15 protein-coding genes are annotated in these 17655 nt (G+C 58.5%); all 15 read right to left on the reverse strand.

Going from position 1 to position 17655, the window contains the following annotated elements; genetic code table 11:
* A partial coding sequence (locus A3730_RS02730) for a DEAD/DEAH box helicase (RefSeq protein WP_156500833.1) occupies positions 1–218 on the reverse strand: 218 nt, incomplete at its 3' end.
* Between the two features lie 159 nt (positions 219–377).
* Entirely contained in the window at positions 378–1679 is a 1302-nt protein-coding gene (gene tilS, locus A3730_RS02735) for a tRNA lysidine(34) synthetase TilS (RefSeq protein WP_063518509.1), read from the reverse strand.
* A gap of 2 nt (positions 1680–1681) precedes the next feature.
* Positions 1682–2653, reverse strand: a complete 972-nt coding sequence (locus A3730_RS02740; protein ID WP_063518510.1) for an acetyl-CoA carboxylase carboxyltransferase subunit alpha — start codon at positions 2651–2653, stop codon at positions 1682–1684.
* A gap of 356 nt (positions 2654–3009) precedes the next feature.
* The gene (dnaE, locus tag A3730_RS02745; RefSeq protein ID WP_063537435.1) at positions 3010–6510 is read right to left on the reverse strand and encodes a DNA polymerase III subunit alpha; all 3501 of its coding nucleotides are present in this window, start codon (positions 6508–6510) and stop codon (positions 3010–3012) included.
* A complete protein-coding gene (rnhB, locus tag A3730_RS02750; RefSeq protein WP_197468840.1) occupies positions 6507–7169 on the reverse strand; it encodes a ribonuclease HII in 663 nt (220 codons plus the stop codon). The genes dnaE and rnhB overlap by 4 nt, the downstream gene beginning before the upstream one ends.
* Positions 7169–8320, reverse strand: a complete 1152-nt coding sequence (gene lpxB, locus A3730_RS02755) for a lipid-A-disaccharide synthase (protein WP_063521571.1) — start codon at positions 8318–8320, stop codon at positions 7169–7171. Before lpxB ends, rnhB begins: the two co-directional genes overlap by 1 nt.
* 1 nt (position 8321) lies before the next feature.
* Complete coding sequence (gene lpxA / locus A3730_RS02760) at positions 8322–9089, reverse strand: acyl-ACP--UDP-N-acetylglucosamine O-acyltransferase (RefSeq protein WP_063521572.1); 768 nt, start codon at positions 9087–9089, stop codon at positions 8322–8324.
* A gap of 73 nt (positions 9090–9162) precedes the next feature.
* Positions 9163–9603 carry a 3-hydroxyacyl-ACP dehydratase FabZ gene (gene fabZ, locus A3730_RS02765; protein WP_231880776.1) on the reverse strand — a complete coding sequence of 147 codons (441 nt, stop codon included), beginning with the start codon at positions 9601–9603 and terminating at the stop codon, positions 9163–9165.
* A 37-nt stretch (positions 9604–9640) separates the two neighbouring features.
* Positions 9641–10651: a UDP-3-O-(3-hydroxymyristoyl)glucosamine N-acyltransferase gene (gene lpxD, locus A3730_RS02770; RefSeq protein WP_063521574.1), complete on the reverse strand. Its 1011-nt coding sequence runs from the start codon at positions 10649–10651 to the stop codon at positions 9641–9643.
* Positions 10651–11148: an OmpH family outer membrane protein gene (locus A3730_RS02775; protein WP_063521575.1), complete on the reverse strand. Its 498-nt coding sequence runs from the start codon at positions 11146–11148 to the stop codon at positions 10651–10653. Before A3730_RS02775 ends, lpxD begins: the two co-directional genes overlap by 1 nt.
* A 10-nt stretch (positions 11149–11158) precedes the next feature.
* Complete coding sequence (bamA, locus tag A3730_RS02780) at positions 11159–13522, reverse strand: outer membrane protein assembly factor BamA (RefSeq protein WP_082872231.1); 2364 nt, start codon at positions 13520–13522, stop codon at positions 11159–11161.
* Positions 13519–14826 (reverse strand): RIP metalloprotease RseP, encoded by a 1308-nt coding sequence (gene rseP, locus A3730_RS02785; protein WP_063521576.1) that lies wholly within the window; start codon positions 14824–14826, stop codon positions 13519–13521. Before rseP ends, bamA begins: the two co-directional genes overlap by 4 nt.
* On the reverse strand, positions 14820–16034 hold the full coding sequence (gene ispC / locus A3730_RS02790) for a 1-deoxy-D-xylulose-5-phosphate reductoisomerase (protein WP_063521577.1): 1215 nt from the start codon (positions 16032–16034) through the stop codon (positions 14820–14822). The genes rseP and ispC overlap by 7 nt, the downstream gene beginning before the upstream one ends.
* Entirely contained in the window at positions 16031–16855 is an 825-nt protein-coding gene (locus tag A3730_RS02795; RefSeq protein WP_063521578.1) for a phosphatidate cytidylyltransferase, read from the reverse strand. Before A3730_RS02795 ends, ispC begins: the two co-directional genes overlap by 4 nt.
* Positions 16855–17637, reverse strand: a complete 783-nt coding sequence (gene uppS / locus A3730_RS02800; RefSeq protein ID WP_063521579.1) for a polyprenyl diphosphate synthase — start codon at positions 17635–17637, stop codon at positions 16855–16857. The genes A3730_RS02795 and uppS overlap by 1 nt, the downstream gene beginning before the upstream one ends.
* Positions 17638–17655: the final 18 nt, after the last annotated feature.

Raw genomic sequence — 17655 nt, forward strand, 5'->3', positions numbered from 1 at the left:
ACCTGGTCTTTCATCAATGCAATCAGCGGCGACACCACCAGGGTCACACCACTGAACATCAACGCCGGCAATTGGTAACACAGGCTTTTACCGCCGCCAGTGGGAAACACCGCCAGCGCCGAACGCCCGGCCAGCAATGCGTCGATAACTGCCTGCTGCCCGGGGCGAAAGGCCTGAAGCTGAAAGGTCTGCTGCAAATGTTGCTGAAGGGCCTGCATGGCACTCCCTTTTCGGCTGGGGTTGAAGACGCAAGAGATTCGGGATCAGTCAGCGCAAGTCTGGCAGAGGAGGAATACTGAAACGAGCAGGCGTTTCGTATTTTACTGTGCGCCAGAACGGACAACTCCCGGCGCCGGGATTACATGCGGGAAGGCTTGCTAGTGTGACATTGCGGTTGAAGGTAACAAATACCAGCGCTCACTATTGTCACTGTCTTCACCATCGGCCAGCCCCACCAACGGCACACTCACCACATCCCCATCACGGAACAGCAATGGCCACTGCCGCCGCTGCCAGGGCGGCACGCCCGCCGCGCGCCAGAGTTCCTTGATCTGTTGATGCAGTCCATGACGGCGCACGGCCAGAGAACCGGACAAAGCCCTGAGCTGCAGATTACCCGGTGGACGAAGCACCCAAATGTCTCCCTCACCACCTTGCTTTGACCAATGCCAGTGGGGCAAGGTCGGTGGCGGCGCCCCTTCCAGCCAGAGCACATCGCCCTGCCAGGGCTGAAAGGCCCCACGTGAATCCAGATACAATGCTCCACGGTACAAGCGTGCCGTGTAGCCACCCCACTCCACCCGCGCCTGGCTATCCACCGCAGCCAGATGCAGCAGCCGCAACTGTTCAAGCACCGCCGCACTGGGCGCGGTGACCCGGTTTTGCTGTAGCCACCAGCGCAGCACATTGCGCTGCCGCGCCAGAGACAAATCCGCCAAATCGGTCAGAGGAAAAGACGCTCCGGCCACGCCAAGGTTATCCGCATCCTGTTCCGCAATTTCACTGAGCAGCTCACCAGCTTCAGCCATGTGGTCTGCCGCCCGGGCAAGCGTGGCATCGGCGCCGGGCCAGCGATCACGCAGTGCCGGTAGAATAGTGTGGCGCAGATAATTACGGCGCAGGGACTGATCCTGATTGCTGGGATCTTCGCGCCAGTTTAGCGATAACGCCGCTCCCCAGCTCTCCAGCGTCTGGCGGCCAACCCCCAACAACGGCCGCCAAAGGGGCACACCTTGTTGCTGACTGTGCTCACGCATGGCCGATAGCCCCTGCACACCCGCTCCACGCAGCAGCCGGAACAGCAGGGTTTCCGCCTGATCATTGCGATGGTGGGCCATCACCAGTGTTGCGCCCTGGGCGCGCGCCAGCGGCAATAGCACACGATAACGGGCCTCACGGGCACCGGCTTCGAGCCCGTTGGCCATGTCGACAGCCACCGTTTCAATAGCGAGCGGGATACCTTGCTGGTCCGCCAGCGACTGGCAAAAACGCGACCAGCCCTGGCTATCGGCCTGCAATTGATGGTCAATATGAACAGCGGAAAGACGCGGACCCAGACCCGCTTTGATCAGGAGATGAAGCAACAGGCAGGAGTCCAGACCGCCACTGAGGGCCAGCAGCAGAGGCCCGTCGGGGGCCTGTTCAGCCAGCGACTGGCTGAACCCGGCAGCATAGGACATGGTTATTCGTCAGCGGGGTCGCTGGTCACGTTGCCGTAGCTCATCAGGCGCTCGTAACGGCGGTCGATCAGCGCATCCATGTCCATGGCGCGCAGCGATTCCAGCTGGGTTTCCAGCGCCTTGCGAACGGCGTCCGCGGCCTGGTCGTGATCACGGTGAGCGCCGCCCAACGGCTCCTTGATCACTTGGTCCACGATGCCGAGTTCATGCAGCCGGCCGGCCGTCAGGCCCATGGCTTCCGCCGCTTCCGGGGCCTTGTCGGCACTGCGCCAGAGAATCGAGGCACAGCCTTCCGGGGAAATCACCGAATAGGTGGAGAATTCCAGCATCTGCAAATGGTCGCAGACACCGATGGCCAGGGCGCCGCCAGACCCGCCCTCGCCAATGACGGTGGCGATAATCGGGGTTTTCAGCTGGGACATCACACGCAGGTTACGGGCGATTGCTTCCGACTGACCACGTTCTTCCGCATCAATACCCGGAAAGGCACCGGGAGTATCAATAAAGGTGAGTACCGGCAGCTTGAAACGTTCGGCCATTTCCATCAGGCGCAGCGCCTTGCGGTATCCCTCCGGTTTCGGCATGCCAAAATTACGGCGCACCTTCTCTTTCACTTCGCGACCTTTCTGGTGGCCAATCACCATGACTGGCTGGCCCCCCAGGCGCGTCATACCGCCGATAATGGCCGGGTCGTCGGCAAAGGCACGATCACCATGCAGCTCATCGAAATCGGTAAAGATCCGCTTGATGTAGTCCAGCATGTAGGGGCGCTTGGGGTGTCGGGACAGCTGGGAAATTTGCCAGGAGCTGAGGCCGCGGAAGATGCTTTCGGTGAGCGTAATGCTCTTTTCCTGCAGCTTGGCCACCTCCTCGGAAATGTTCACCTCGCTGCCACTGCCCACCAAACGCAATTCCTCGATTTTCGCTTCCAGGTCGGCAATCGGTTGTTCAAATTCGAGGAAATTGGGATTCATATTCTGAGCCTGTTCAAGGTGTTATCAGCATGCGCCCGGACCAGAATGGCCGTTCCCTGGCGCCAACAAGGCAGAAACGCTACGCCGGGGATCCCCAAACGCAACCTGCCCATAAAAGAATGCAACAAGTGTAGCCGCAACCCAATGACAACGTCGAGAGATGGCCGACATGGCTAGGTTGCAAACTGTTTCAAAGGGAGACACTGCACGCATCAGGCTTCACGCAACAACGCGGGAGCGCATCGAACATAAAGAACGGCCCTGCGTCGCTCCCAAGCACCTAAGTCGCGGACTCTGACACCTCCACTACTGCGCAGCTTTCTCGTGTTGAAGCGTGCTGCGTGGTGCGTCTAGCGTTAATACTCCATCCGCACCGCGTCTTCACCAAAGCGGACGCGCAGCTCTTCCACCAGTGACTCGTGGGGGCTGATTTTCCATTCATCGCCCAGCCAGAAACTGGCAGCCGCAATGTTGTGGTCCAGATCCAGCAGCACCGGGGTGTTGCCCCCCTGGTAAGGCGACAGCATCTGCTGGAGCTGCTGGGGCAAATCGTCCGCCACCGGCACCGCCACCCGCAAACGGCGAGCAAAGGTTTCCCGGGCCTGACGCATATCCATGATTTCATCGGCGACCAGATTAAAGCCGCCGGTGTATTCGTCGTTACGGACGCCGCCCTTGAAGATCAGCAGGGTATCTTTCTGCACCAGCTCGCCGAATTCAGCGAAGGTTTTGCCGAATACAGACACTTCCACCCGCCCGGTCTTGTCATCCAGGGTAATGAACGCCATGCGATCGCCACTGCGTTTGCTACGGGTAATACGCAATGCCACCACCAGCCCGGCGATGGTGGCGGCCTCCCCTTTCCCGGTGGGCTGCAGGGAATTGATTCGGGCGGTAACGAACTGCCGCACTTCTTTTTCATACTGGTCGATGGGGTGGCCGGTCAAAAACAGGCCCAGGGTGTCACGCTCGCCATTAAGACGGGTCTCATCGTTCCAGGCGCGGGCCGGCTTCCATTCCACCGCCGTGGCCGGGCTGTCATCCACGGCCCCGAACATATCCATGATGCCGGCCGCTTCGTTGCGGGCATCCTGATCTGCAGCGGCAATGGCGTCCGGCAAGGTAGCCAGCAACTGCGCGCGGTCGTGGAAACTGCTTTTCGGCCCCAGCTTGTCCAGTACCCCGGCGCGCACCATGGCTTCCAGTGAACGACGGTTGATTTTTTTCAGGTCAATGCGGCGACAAAAATCAAACAGGTCCTTGAACTCACCGCCATCTGCCCGCGCCGATACGATGGCATCGATGGGACCTTCACCCAGCCCCTTGATGGCCCCCAACCCATAAACAATGTCGCCCTCCGGGTTCACGGTGAAGCGGTAGCCACAGGAATTCACATCCGGCGGCAATACCTGCAAACCCATGGTTTTGCATTCATCAATGAAGGTCACCACCTTGTCGGTGTTCTGCATATCGGCAGAAATGGTGGCCGCCATGAATTCCGCCGGGTAGTGAACCTTGAGCCAGGCAGTTTGGTAAGCGACAAGCGCATAGGCCGCAGAGTGGGATTTGTTGAACCCGTAGCCTGCGAACTTTTCCACCAGGTCGAAGATCTTCATGGCCAGGTCCGGGTCAACGCCCTTTCCTTTCGCCCCTTCTTCGAAGATCGCCCGCTGCTTGGCCATTTCTTCAGGCTTTTTCTTGCCCATGGCCCGGCGCAGCATGTCAGCGCCGCCCAGCGTGTAGCCGGCCAGCTCCTGGGCAATCTGCATCACCTGCTCCTGATACAGGATAACCCCGTAGGAGGGTTTCAGGATCGGCTCCAGCCACTCGTGCTGGTACTGTGGATCCGGGTAGGCCAGCGGTTCGCGACCGTGCTTACGGTTCACGAAGTTATCAACCATGCCGGATTCCAGCGGCCCGGGACGATACAGGGCCACCAGCGCGATAATATCTTCGAATACGTCGGGCTGGAGTTTTTTGATCAGCTCCTTCATGCCCTGACTTTCCAGCTGGAACACCGCCGTGGTGTCGCCCCGTTTGAGCAGGTCAAAACTGGGGCCGTCGTCCAGCGGAATGTGGTCAATAACCAGATCGTCCAGCCCTTCACGGCCGCGCTTCACGTTGGCGGCTTTTACGGCCCAATCAATGATGGTCAGGGTTTTCAGGCCAAGGAAGTCAAACTTCACCAGGCCGGCGGATTCCACATCATCCTTGTCGTACTGGGTAACCAGGTTGGTGCCGTCTTCTTCACAGTACAGCGGCGCGAAGTCCGTCAGCTTGCCCGGCGCGATTACCACGCCCCCGGCGTGCTTGCCCACGTTCCGGGTCAGGCCTTCCAGTTTGAAGGCCATTTCCATGATTTCGTTGGCTGCGTCCTTGTCGGAATTTTCATCGCTTTCCAGGAATTCGCGCAGGGTTTCTTCCTGCTCCAGAGCCTTGGTCAGCGTCATGCCCGGAATGCCCGGGATCATCTTGGACAAGCGATCAGCCAGGCCGTAGGGCTTGCCCTGCACCCGCGCCACGTCGCGCACCACCGCCTTGGCGGCCATGGTGCCGAAGGTGATGATCTGGCTCACCGCATCACGGCCGTACTTGTCCGCCACGTAGTTGATTACGCGGTCGCGTTTTTCCATGCAGAAGTCGACGTCAAAGTCGGGCATGGAGACCCGTTCCGGGTTAAGGAAACGTTCGAACAGCAAGTCGTAGCCGATGGGATCCAGGTCGGTAATCTTCATGGCATAGGCCACCAGGGAACCGGCACCGGACCCCCGGCCCGGGCCTACCGGCACTTCGTTGTCCTTGCCCCACTGAATAAAGTCGGCAACGATCAGGAAGTAACCGGGGAACCCCATCTGGTTGATGATATCCAGCTCGAAGGTCAGCCGATCATCATAATCTTTGCGCTTTACCGCATACTCGGGGTCATTCACATCCAGCAGCGTTTTGAGGCGCTCTTCCAGCCCATCGCGGGAGACTTTTTCAAAATACTGCTCGATGGTCATGCCTTCCGGAATCGGGAAGTCCGGCAGGAAGTTTTCCCCCAGGCGAATGTCCAAAGTACAGCGGCGGGCGATCTCTACCGTATTCGCAAGCGCTTCGGGCAGATCAGAAAACAGCGCCGCCATTTCATCGGCGGATTTCAGATACTGCTCTTCGGAGTATTTCTTCGGCCGACGCGGATCGTCCAGGGTGTTGCCATCATGGATGCACACCCGGGATTCGTGGGCTTCGAAATCTTCCCGGCGCAGAAAGCGCACATCGTTGGTCGCCACCACCGGCAATCCCAGTTGCCCTGCCAGCGCAACGCTGGCATGCAGGCAATCTTCGTCGCCCGGGCGCGAGGTCCGCTGCACTTCCAGATAGAAGCGGTCGCCATATACAGAGGCAAGCCAGCTCGCATACTGTTGTGCCTGCTCATACTTTTCAGCCAGCAGCAGTTGCCCCACTTCACCCTGGGAGGCAGCAGAAAGCACAATCAGCCCTTCGTTCAGCTCTGCTACCCATTCCGGCTTCACCAGCGCTCGGCCCCGGTCCTGGTTAGTTTGCCAGGCGCGACTGATAAGCAAGGTCAGGTTCTGGTAGCCCACTTCGTTGAGCACCAGAAACGACAGGCAAGCGGGCTCCTCTATGTGGGTGCCCTGCACCCACAGGTCGGCGCCCATCAGCGGCTTGATCCCCGCATTCATGGCATTCTGATAAAACTTGATCAGCGCAAACAGGTTCGAATCGTCGGTGACCGCCACCGCCGGGATCCGGTCATTCACGCAGGTCTTGATCAGTTCCTTGACCCGCACAACGCCATCGACCAACGAATAGTCAGTATGCAAGCGCAGGTGGACAAAACGGGGATCGCTCAAAACAGGTTCCCTTGTGCAATTGCGGTGGCGACCGGGCCAAAGGAGCGGCGATGCTCGGCCAGGGCGCCATGTTGTTCCAGGGCCGCCATGTGTACCGCTGTCGGGTAGCCTTTGTGGCGGTCGAAGCCATATTGGGGGTAGCGTTCGTGGAGCGCATGCATTTCCCGATCTCGCGCCACTTTGGCCAGAATCGAAGCGGCAGAGATGGCCGGTACGCGCCCATCCCCTTTTACCACCGCCTCCGCCGGACAGGGCAACGCCGGCACCCGATTGCCATCAATGAGCACCGCCTGCGCCACCAGGGGTAACGCTTCCACGGCTCGCTGCATCGCCAGCATGGTGGCATGCAGAATATTCAGTTCGTCGATTTCAGCCGGCTCAGCCCGCCCCAGCGCCCAACCCAGAGCATGAGATTTGATCTCAGATTCCAGCGCCAAGCGTTTCTTTTCACTGATTTTTTTGGAGTCAGCCAGGCCCATTATGGGGTGTTGCGGATCCAGGACAACCGCCGCGGTTACCACCGCACCGACCAAAGGGCCACGGCCCACTTCGTCAACGCCCGCCACATGCATGCCCGGCTGCCAGAGAAAGGCAGAAGGAATAAAGGGATCTGCCAGGGCATACTCGGCAAAGGGGTCACGCTGCTGCGTTTGTGCCATCAGGCCTCCAGCAATTGGGCAACGGCCGCCGCCGCTTTCTCGCTGGCGCCACCGCGAAGCTGTTGATGTACGTCCTGGAAGCGAGCTTTCAGGGCCTGGGCCAGCTCAGGCTGATCGAACCAGCGGCGCACAGCAGTGACAATCGCATCCGTGGTCAGCGCTTCCTGAATCAGTTCTGGCACCATTTCCTGCCGACATAACAGGTTCGGCAGTGATACGAATTCACTCTTTATCAAACGGCTGACGATGGCGTAGGTCACCGCCCCGACCCGATAGCCTACCACCATGGGTTTGGTCAGCAACAAACCTTCCAGGGTAGCAGTGCCGGATGCCATGAGCACCACATCAGCGGCGGCCATTACCGTACGGCTCTGGCCATCCACCAGCGACACAGGCAAATCAGGCTGGGCGTCCAGCAGTGCCTGGATTTGCTCACGGCGGGCATTATTGGCCGCAGGAATCACATAATGCAGCGCCGGATCCTGCTGATTCAGCACTACCATGGCCTCCAGAAAGGCGGGCATCAACTGCCCCACTTCCCCGCCCCGACTGCCCGGCAGCACGGCCAGAATGCGCGCTTGTGGATCCAGGCCCAGTGCCTTGCGAGCTCCCGGCACATCCGTCTCCAGGGGTATTCGGTCGGCCAGCGGGTGGCCCACAAAGGCCACCGGTACCTGATGCTGCTCATAGAACCGGGCTTCAAACGGCAACAGGGTCAGCATCAGATCAATGCTTTTCTTGATGCCCTTGATACGCCCCTGCCGCCAGGCCCAGACCGACGGGCTCACATAGTGCACGGTTTTCAGGCCGCGATCGTGGAGCCGACGCGCAATGGGCAAAGTGAAATCCGGGGAATCAATCCCGATGACTACATCCGGTTTCTGTTCCAGCAGAAAGCGGACCAGGGATTTACGCAGACGCAGCAACTCAGGCAGATGGGAAAGCACTTCGGTGATTCCCATCACCGACAGTTTTTCCATGGGGAACAAGCTGGTGAGCCCTGCCTGGGCCATCTCTTCGCCACCGACACCGATAAACCGGGCACCGGGATAACGGGCAGCAAGGGCCTGCATCAGGCCCGCACCAAGAATATCCCCGGAAGCTTCCCCGGCAATCAGTGCGACCAGCGGTGCGTCCTTGCGCTGTGCCATGTCAGCGGGTGATACCGCGCTCAGAGGCTTTCAGGGAATCGATGAAGATCTGCAGCGCATCCGACGGTTCCATGGCTTCCAGTTCGGCCAGCGCCTGTTCCAATGTGAGCCCCTGGCGGTAGACCACCTTATAGGCCTTGCGCAGGCTGCTAACCACATCTTTGGACCAGCCACGACGGCGCATGCCCTCAAAGTTCATACTGCGGGCGCTGGCCGGGTTGCCGGACACCATCACGTAAGCCGGAATATCTTTCAGCACCAGCGAACAGCCGGAGGTCATGGCGTAGGAGCCAATTTTGCAGAACTGGTGCACACCGGTCATGCCGCCGAGAATCACGCCATTGCCCACATGAGCATGGCCCGCCACCGAGGCATTGTTGGCAAAAATACAGTCATCGCCAATCATGCAGTCATGCGCCACATGCACATAGGCCATCAGCAAGTTACGACTACCGATTTTAGTCAGGGAATTGTCCTGAATGGTACCGCGATGAATGGTGACCGATTCACGGATGACATTGTCGTCGCCAATTTCCAGACGAGTCGGTTCCCCGTTGTACTTCTTGTCCTGGCAGTCCTCGCCGACGGACGCGAACTGGAAGATGTGGTTATTGCGACCAATGGTGGTCGGCCCTTTGATGACAACATGGGACGCCACTACGGTGCCCGCACCGATTTTCACGTCGGGGCCAATAATGGAGTACGGACCCACCTGCACATCCTCTGCAAGCTCCGCGGCCGGATCAATAAGGGCGGTCGGATGAATCATGGACTAGTCACTTTTATTTTGATGATGGTGGCAGGCAGTATACGCCAGCCTCGCACTGGCGTACGGGTGGGGATCAGACTTTTTGCTCAGCAACCAGCATTTCTGCGCTGGCAACCGTTTTCCCATCTACCTGCGCCTCACAGGTGAATTTCAGAATATTGCGTTTTACCACCACATATTCAGCGAACAGGTGGAGAGTATCCCCCGGGATCACACGACGCTTGAAGCGCGCCTTGTCAGTCCCCACCAGCAGATAGATATAGCCGTCTGAGGGTTTTTTATTTTCCGTCACAAAACCCAGAATGCCTGCAGCCTGCGCCATCGCTTCGATGATCAATACGCCGGGCATGATGGGCTCGTCAGGAAAATGGCCATTGAAGAACGGCTCGTTGATCGTCACGTTTTTCAACGCTTCAATCCGCTTCCCGGGCTCGAGATTCAACACCCGGTCAATCAACAAAAAAGGGTAACGATGGGGCAGGTATTCCCTGACCGCTTGAATATCCATCATCATGTGTTCCACACAGGCAAGTACCGCAAATCGCGGATAATTAGTCGCTTAAACGCTCAAGCTTGCGCACACGGCGGGCCAGATCATCCAGATTCCGGAAACGCGCCACGTTCCTACGATAGCGGGATTGGCTATCCACGGGCAACGCAGAACCATAGGTACCCGGTTCCTTGATAGAGCTGGAGACCAGTGACATGGCCAGAATTTGCACCTTGTCACACACCTCGATGTGACCAGCGATACCGGCCGCTCCACCAATCAGGCAGAAGGAACCGATTTTGGCTGAACCAGCGATGCCAGCTTTCCCGGCGATAGCGGTATGATCACCAATGACAACGTTGTGCGCGACCTGAATCTGATTGTCCAGAATCACGCCATTACCAATGATGGTATCTTCGATTGCCCCACGATCTACTGTGGTGCCAGCGCCAATTTCCACATCGGCACCGATGGTGACACCACCGACCTGGTGAAGCTTGGTCCAACCCGCGCCATTAAAGGCGAAACCGAAACCATCGCCACCGATCACGCAATTGGCGTGTATGATAGTGCGCGGACCCAGTGTGACACCATGGTAAATTGTAACATTTGGCCAAATTCGACACTGATCCCCGATACGCGAACCAGCCCCCACCACGCTGTTCGCCATGATGACAGCACCCTCTCCCACCGTCACATCCGCTTCCACCACCACGTTCGGGCCAATAGAGGCTGAATCAGCAATCTGTGCCGCTGCATCAACCACAGCAGCAGGATGCACACCCGCCTGCGGTTGTGGTGCAACCTCAAAAAACGCACTGGCTTTGGCAAACGCGAGGTACGGATCTTTAACGATCAAGGCCGCAACCGGGCAATATTCCCGCTGAGACTCAGGGATCAGCACCGCCCCCGCGCCGGTCTGTTCCAAAAACGACCGATAACGAGGGTTGGCAAGAAAGGTAAGCTGGCTGGGTGACGCGGACTGGATCGTGCCCAGACCATCGACTACGTGGCTGGCCTCTCCGACCAGCTCCGCACCCAGCTTTTCTGCAAGTTCTCCGAGGGTCAGCATTATTTCATGCTGTTCAGTTGTTTGCCCACAGCCTCGGTAATGTCCAGGTCAGGCTTGGTGTACATCACCGCCTGGGCATTGAGAACCACATCCAGCTTTTCACGCTTGGCCACGGCTTCCATGGCGGTTTTCAGTTTCGGCTGCATTTCTTCCAGAATGTCACGCTGCGCTTCGTTGGCACGCTTTTGCAGCTTGCGCTGCAGGCTCTGGATTTCGATCATTTTCTGCTGACCTTGCGTCTTCAACGTGTCTTGCTGATCCGCTGACATGGTCATGGCTTCTTTTTGCAATTTTTGCTGCAGTTTCTGCACATCATTCTGCAGAGCGTTGAGCTTTTGCTCATCGGCAGACAGTTCATTTTCCAGGGATGACATTTTTGCTTTCACGTTATCCGACGATTGCAATGCAGCAATCGGATCGAGAACCCCAACGGAGGCATCAGCCATGCCCAGTGAAGGCAGAATAAGTGTCAGTGCTACCAGTGTTTTTTTCATCATTATTAAACTCCTAAAAAGTCTGTCCCAGAGAAAATTGGAATACTTCCGTGTCGTCGCCTGGCTGGTCGTTCAGCGCCTTGGCGAGGTTGAAGCTGAGCGGCCCGATGGCCGTCAACCAGGTCAGCCCGATACCGGCAGAGGTACGAATATCCTGTGGCTCAAAGTCCGCAAAAATATCATCCCGCTCGGTTTCAAACACGTTCCCCGCATCCACGAACAGGAAGGTTCTCACGCTTCGTGACTCCGGCGCAAAGGGCGTCGGGAAAATCAGCTCCATGCTCGCTTCTGTCAGGAAGTTGCCGCCGATGGGATCCGGGCTGGGATCCGTGGTGCCATTGAGGTAATAACTCAAGCCTTCAGAGCGTGGCCCCAGGGAGCGAGACTCGTAGCCACGCACGGAGCCGATACCGCCTGAATAATAGTTCTCGAAGAACGGCAGCACCGTGTCGTCGCCGTAGCCATCACCATAGGCCACATCAGCACGGGTGCGCAGCGTCCAGCGCTGGGTAATGGGGAAATATTTCTGCCCGGTCCAGTTCAGCTTGTAGAAGCCGTAATCGGACCCCGGCACCGCCACTTCAAAGCCAAGGGTACTCGACCAACCGCGATCAGGCAGGATGCCCCGGTTCAGGGTGCTGGTCTGCAGTGAGGCATTGGCCTTGTATTCATTGAACTTGGTGCCCTCTTCGATCAGGAAGTTGGCAATATCCACGGCCACGAAATCACCGGTGGTAATGTCGGTTTTCTCGTAGGTGGCACCGAAGCTCAGACGGGAATATTCCGAGATGGGATAACCAAACGTCACCGAGCCACCCAGACGATCCGCCGCATAGGAGGCCACCGTGGTTTCATCGAAATCAATTTCGGAATAGAACAGGCTGAAGCCCCGGCTTACCCCGTCCAAGGTGTAATACGGGTTGTAATGAGAAAAGCTGTAGGAATCACGGATGTCGGAGCGGCTCAGCGCAAAGGAGACCCGGTTACCACTACCGCGCCAGTTATTCTGGGTCACGTTGGCACCGAAGATAAAACCGGAAGCGTCGGAGAAACCCACGTTGGCACCGATGGAGCCGGAAGGCTGCTCTTCCACCTTGTAGTTCACATCCACCAGATCATCCGCATTGGGCACCCGCGGCGTGTCCGCTTCTACCACACTGAAGTAACCCAGGCGCTGCAAACGTTGACGAGACAAGTCGACCAATGAGGTGTTTGCCGGCGCCTGTTCGAACTGACGCAGCTCACGGCGCAGCACTTCGTCGTCGGTCTTGGCGTTACCACTAAAGTTGATCCGGCGGACATAGACCTTGCGGCCAGGATCCACATAGAAGGTCACGTCAACAGTGTGATCCTCGTCATTGGCATTATGCTCACGGCCGTTAACTTCCGCGAAAGTGTAACCTTCATTGCCGAGACGGCGTTTGATCAGATCATTGGTATAGGTCACCAGTTGTTGGCTGAACACCTGCCCTTTCTTAACGATCAACAAGGGACGCAACTGTTCCTCTTCCACCACCAGGTCACCAGCCAGATTCACCTCATTGACGGTGTATTGTTCGCCTTCGGCAACATTCACGGTGATAAAGACACTACGACGATCCGGAGTGACTGACACCTGGGTCGATTCGATGGAAAAGTTGATATAACCACGATCCAGGTAATAGGAGCGCAGCCGCTCCAGGTCGCCACCCAGTTTTTCCCGGGAGTATTTGTCATCGCCCTTGATGAACGACCAGAAGCCGGAAGAATGCAGCTCAAAATCTTCCAGTAAGGTTTCATCGTCAAACAGCTGATTGCCTACGATGTTGATATTGCGAATTCTCGCGGCTTTACCTTCATAAATCTCGATCTTCAGAGCCACCCGGTTGCGCGGCAACGCCACCGATTCGGTCTTGATATCTGCCCCGTAGCGGCCCTGACTGACGTACTGGCGCTCCAGTTCGCCCGCAATCGCCTGCAAGGTAGAGCGCTGGAACACTTCACCTTCAGCAAGCCCCGCCTCTGTCAGGCCCTTGCGCAGATTTTCTTCGTCAATGGATTTGTTACCAGACAGTTCGATACGCGCAATACTCGGGCGCTCGGCAACAATCACCACCAGGTCGTCACCGTCACGGCCCAGCTGCACATCCTCAAAGTTGCCGGTGGCAAAAAGGCGCTGAACCGCATCGACCACCTGACCACGGTTAACCGTGTCACCAGCCTGAATCGGCAGGGAGGCGTAGACCCGCTCCACAGGCAGACGCTGGAGGCCTTCTACACGAATATCGTGGACCTTGAACGGTAACTGTGTGTCCGCATTTAGCAGCGGTGCTGCCAACAGGCAAAAAACCGCTAGCAGGCCCTTCAGGGGGCTGCTCAGAATGTCCCCAAATCTCATGAAAACTGCTTCACCAAGTCGTTGTAAATGGCCAATAACATGAAGCTGACCACGAGCGTCAGCCCAACACCTTGTGCGGCCATCAAGAACCGCTCAGGTAAACTGCGACCGCGAATCATTTCAATGATTCCAAAGAAAATCCAGCCGCCATCAAGCATTGGTACGGGTAGAAGGTTAATCACCCCCAGCGTGATGCTGAGGTAAGCCAGCAATGCCAGGAAGCTGGCAATGCCAATGGACGCACTTTCGCCGGCCACCTGGGCAATGGTGATGGGGCCACCCAGGTTATCGAGAGAAAGCTTGCCGGTGACCAGTTTCACCAGGCTCGCGCCCACCACATTGACCTGCTCGGCAAAGCGACTGCTCGCCGCACTGACAGCCCCCAGCACACCAAATTCCTGCTGGTAAACGCCGCCCAGGCCCACGCCGATACGGCCAAAAGATTCACCGTTTTCGGTCACCGTGGCTGGCACCACCTGGAGCGTCTCAATGCGCGTTCCGCGGAGTACACCGACAGCCAGGGACTCACCCGGTGCAGCCATGATACTTTCCTGCCACTGGGACCAGCTGAATACCGGTTCAGCGTTCAGGGTAAGCACCTGATCACCACCGGTCAGGCCGGCCTGCTCTGCCGGGCTGCCCGCCTGGAGCTCACCGATAACCACGGCCTGATTGAGCCCCAGGGCTTCCAGGGGCGGCTTGTCCAGATCCGCGGACCAGGGCGAGGTATCCAGCTCACGAACCGTGATGCCACCTCCAGCCTGCTCTACGGTGATCGCCAGGGTATCCGGCTCGCCCAGATGCAGGATCAATTCGTTGTAGAAGGCGCGCCAGCCCTGCAGCTCGGTGTTGCCCACTGCAACGATGCGATCCCCGGGCACAAAACCGGCCTGCTCGGCGACAGAATCCGGCGTCACCGGGCCCACCACGGCTTCCAGGCCACGTTGACCGTAGCCAAACATCAACACCCAGTAGATCAGCATGGCAAGGATAAAGTTGAACACCGGGCCCGCCGCATAGGTAATCACGCGCTGCCAGGCCGGCTTGGCGGAAAATTCGCCCGGCGCACCTTCCGCCGTCTCATCTTCACGGACATCCAGCGGCTTCACGTAGCCACCCAGGGGAATCGCGCTGATCACCCACTCAGTGCCCTTCTTATCGGTAAAACGCAGGATTTTCGGGCCGAAGCCCACAGAAAAGGTCAGAACGCGGACGCCAAAGGCGCGCATAGCAAGAAAGTGGCCCCATTCATGGAAAGCCACAATGATTACAATCGTGACGACGAATGCCAGCAACGTCAGCATCCACGCTCCTTAATCCAACGGCGGGCAACCTGCCGCGCCTGGCGATCAATCTCCATGACCGCATCCACATCCCGGCAGGCTGGCGCATCCTGCTGCTCCAGGGTCCGCGCCACCACATCCGCAATGCCCATAAAATCGAGTTGACCGCTCAGAAAAGCCGCCACAGCCTCTTCATTGGCCGCATTAAGCACCGCCGTTGCGGTCCCGCCGGCGGCCATGGCATCACGCGCCAGACCCAGACAGGGAAACCGCTTCAGGTCAGGCAATTCAAAATTCAGCCCGGCCAGCGCCGCAAAATCCAGCCGCTTGGCCCCGGATTCCACCCGCTCCGGCCACGACAGACCACAGGCGATGGGGGTACGCATATCCGGTGTGCCCATCTGCGCCAACACCGAGCCATCTCGGTAAGCGACCATGGAGTGAATCACACTCTGGGGGTGCACCACCACATCCACCATGGCGGGCGGTACATCGAACAACCAGCAAGCCTCGATAAACTCCAACCCCTTGTTCATCAAGGTGGCGGAATCCACAGAGATCTTCGGCCCCATATCCCAGTTGGGATGTTTAATCGCCTGCTCCGGGGTGACCGCTTGCAACTGTTCTGCGCTGAACTCCCGGAAAGGGCCGCCAGATGCCGTCAGTAGCAGACGCTCAACCCCCGCGTTGACCCCTTCGGATGGCAAGCATTGAAAAATGGCGTTGTGCTCGGAATCCAGCGGCAGCAATGTGGCCCCGTGACGCTTCACTGCGTCCATAAACAAGGACCCAGTCACGACCAGCGCTTCCTTGTTGGCCAGCAGCACCCGCTTGCCTGCCTCCACCGCAGCCAGAGTCGGACGCACACCGGCAGCACCGACAATGCCTGCCACCACCGTATCCGCATCCGGGTGAGCCGCCAGCTCACAGAGAGATTCAGGGCCTGCCAGAACCTCTACCTGTGACCCAGCCCTACCCAGATGGTTCCGCAGCGCCGTGGCGGCGGCGGGGTCTGCCATGGCCGCATAACGCGGCTGTACCGTTTCGCACAGCCGCGCCATGGCCTGCCACTGGGTACCGGCAGTGACCGCAAACACCTCATAGCGCTCCGGGTGACGCACCACCACATCCAGGGTTTGCTGACCAATGCTGCCCGTGGCCCCCAGCAACGTCAGGCGCTGCCTGCCAGAGCGAGGAACGCGGTGTGAATCGCTTGCAGAGGGTGTCACAAACTGCCTCCCGGCAGGGCAAACCAGTTGAACCCGGCCAGAGCGATGGGCATGGCCGCTGTGACGCTATCGATGCGGTCCAGCATACCGCCGTGACCGGGCAGGATGGTGCCGCTGTCCTTGAAGCCGCGCTCGCGCTTTACCATGCTTTCAAACAGGTCGCCCAGGGCTGACGCCAGCACAGTAAACAAGGCCACTAGCATTAACGGCCACAACTGGGCGTCCAGCAGGCCTGCAGCGTACACACCTGCCACAACAACCAGCGCCAGAGCGACACCACCCAACAGGCCTTCAATGGTCTTGCCTGGGCTCACCAGCGGGGCCAGCTTGTGTTTGCCAAAGGTGCGACCGGCAAAATACGCACCGGTATCCGCCGCCCACACCCACAGAAGAATAAACATCAGCGCCCAGGGGCCCGCCAGGCCCAGGGCACCATTGCTCTGCAATTGCACAATGGCGGCCCAGGACGGAACCAGCAACAACAGGCCCACCAGCGCCATCAGCGCAGGGCGGTACCAGACGCGAGCATTGCCCGGGTATCCCACCACCAACACCAGCGCGAGCAACCACCACACGGGAATCGCATTAAGCAACCAGGCGGGATGAAAATACTCCGCTGCGGCCATCGCCACAGCCAGTGCCGCCACCCAGGCCAAACGCACAGTCAGGCTAATCTTGCCCATCATGGCCGCCCATTCCCAGCCAGCCAAGACAAAAAACACCCCGGCCACAAGGGCAAACGGTAGGCGATCCAGCCCGAAAACGGCGGCCAGCACGATTGGCAGCAGCACCAGCGCGGTAATCACGCGCAGCTTTAGCATTATTGTTCTCCACTCAAGCTGGCCACTTCCTCACCGGAACGACCAAAGCGTCGCTGGCGGCCAGCAAAATCCTGTAACGCTGCATCAAAGGCATCAGCGTCAAAATCTGGCCACAACAACGGTGAGAAATACAGTTCACTGTAAGCCAGTTGCCACAACAAAAAGTTGCTTATTCTTTGATCGCCACCAGTGCGAATCAGCAAATCCGGGGGCGGTAAATCCGCCATGGACAGCTGCGGCGCCATGGACTCCGCGCTGATCTGCTCTGGCTGCATCTCACCGGCGGCCACTTTTTCCGCCATTATCCGGGCGGCATGGGCAATATCCCACTGCCCGCCATAATTCACCGCGATCACCACCGTCATGCGGTTGTTCGCGGCCGTCAACGATTCCGCCTCGGCCATGCCGTCCTGCAGGTCCGCTGCGAACGCTGAGCGGTCACCAATAAAACGGATGCGTACACCATGGCCATGCAGCTCTTCAACCCGGCCACCCAATGCCTTGAGGAACAAAGCCATCAGGTGATCCACTTCAGACTGGGGCCGGCGCCAGTTTTCCGAGCTGAACGCGAAAAGCGTCAACGCCTCTATGCTCCGCTGGGCAGCCTGGCGAATGATCGCCTGCACCGTTGCCTCACCGGCGCGATGCCCTTCCTCTCCCGGTAAACCCTGCTTACGGGCCCAGCGGTTGTTGCCGTCCATGATGATCGCCACATGGCGAGGCACACTGCCCTGGTGGGAATCGAGATCGGGGGCACTGGAATGCGGTTGATTGTCGGCCATACTGCATCCGCCAATAAT

This window comes from Alcanivorax sp. HI0044 (assembly GCF_001634945.1).